The organism is Priestia sp. P5_B4 (genome assembly GCF_056400385.1).
Genome location: NZ_JBFULJ010000787.1, coordinates 1 through 1791 on the forward strand (window position 1 = coordinate 1; position 1791 = coordinate 1791).

The following is a 1791-nucleotide window of genomic DNA, read 5'->3' on the forward strand; positions in this document are numbered from 1 at the left end:
AAGGATACCTCACACATGAAGAAACAAGTGCTATACAAAATAGACCTTGGGTCAGACCAGAGAACGTATTACATATACAAGGGGAAAAGCTAGACCTAGCACCACCCGCTACATCAACAAGATCAGCTAATTTGTTAAGCATTTAAAGTTGCAAAAGGAGGATATGAATGACTGTATATACGATACTAGTAGATTTTGCTTGTGCCAGTGTTCTGATTTTGATAGGCATGCTGCTTCGCGCAAAATTTAAATTTATCCAAAGAAGTTTTATTCCAGCAAGCTTATTGGCAGGTTTTTTAGGTTTAGCATTAGGACCTAGCTTTTTAAACATCCTACCTTTTTCTGAAGATATTAGCTCCTATGCAGGGATTATTACCATTTTTGTATTTGCGGCAGTTGGAATAAACGGGTTTTCTTTTTCACCCGGCAATATGAAAAAGGATATCAATCGAATGGGCGCATATGCCACTTATAAAATTCTTTGTATAGGCCTTCAAATGTCTATTCCGATTGTCTTTTCTATTTTAGTGATTTCAAAGTTTGCTCCAGAAATTAATAACGGATTTGGTTTACTTTTAGCAGCCGGATTTTATGGAGGACATGGAACAGCGGCAGCGGTAGGTACAACCTTTGAAAATCTAGGCTGGGAAAATGCAACGGACTTAGGGATGACCGCTGCTACCGGCGGTATTTTAGCAGGTATTTTTGGTGGACTTATTTTTATAAAATGGGCAACTCGAAAGGGATACACTCATTATGTAAAAGACTTCTCGGAAATTTCCGAGGATTTAAAAACGGGATTAGTTCAGCCTAAAAATAGAACAGCAATGGGGGATGACACTATTTCACCAATTGCGATGGATCCATTAGCCTTTCATTTAGCATTATTAGTTGTGCCATCAGGTTTGGGATACTTATTAAACAATTATATTGCGACTGCTTGGGGACTAGAATTCCCAACGTTTACAATAGCATTTTTGATAGCGCTGCTTATGTACATATTGCTAGGCAAAGGAGAAAAAGGGGTTTATAAATACGTTGATAGTAAGGTAGTCGATCGTTTAGGCAGTGCAGCAACCGATTTTCTTGTATTTTTTGGAGTAGCTTCAATCAAATTACCTATTGTTGTGGAATATGCACTTCCACTGGGTTTATTAATGCTTTCAGGTATAGCAATAGTAGTGGTGATGCTAGTCGTAATTGGACCGGCCATGAACTATGAAAGCTGGTTTGAACGTTCCATATTTGTGTATGGCTATTCAACAGGTGTGTTTGCAATTGGGCTTACATTACTAAGAATTATTGACCCTAATAACAAATCAAAAACACTTACAGATACAGCGGTAGTTGGACCGCTTAATACACCGTTAGAATTATTTGCGTGGTCAGCAGGGCCTGTTATGCTCTTAAGCGGACAGCACTGGACGTTTGTTGGGATTTTTGCAGGCATATCGATTCTATGTTTCGTCATCGCTAGAATCTTCAAATGGTGGCACTGGAAGGTTCCTTTAGGGGCGCGTCCTCCTGTTCCATTAGATAGAAATGAAGGGGTTATTCGAATAACTGGAGAACATATTGAAAAATAACGTAGGTTAAATAAAATATGCATACTAAACTGATTCTATTTATATCTTATGAATGAGAGACAAGAGCCCGTAAACGTATGTTTACGGGCTCTTACAATGCAATGAGAAGCTTGTGATAGAGAAGGGGAATTCTTTAGTTTTCTAACAGGGTTTTTCTCTTGTCTTTCCTCCTGAACGAATTGTTCGCAAGGGACTTACATTAAGC

At 38.6% G+C, this 1791-nt stretch carries 1 protein-coding gene; it reads left to right on the forward strand.

Annotated elements, in window-relative coordinates:
• The first annotated feature begins 167 nt into the window (after positions 1-167).
• Entirely contained in the window at positions 168-1586 is a 1419-nt protein-coding gene (locus AC1DRF_RS25970) for a sodium/glutamate symporter (RefSeq protein WP_097823094.1), read from the forward strand.
• The last annotated feature ends 205 nt before the right edge of the window (positions 1587-1791 follow it).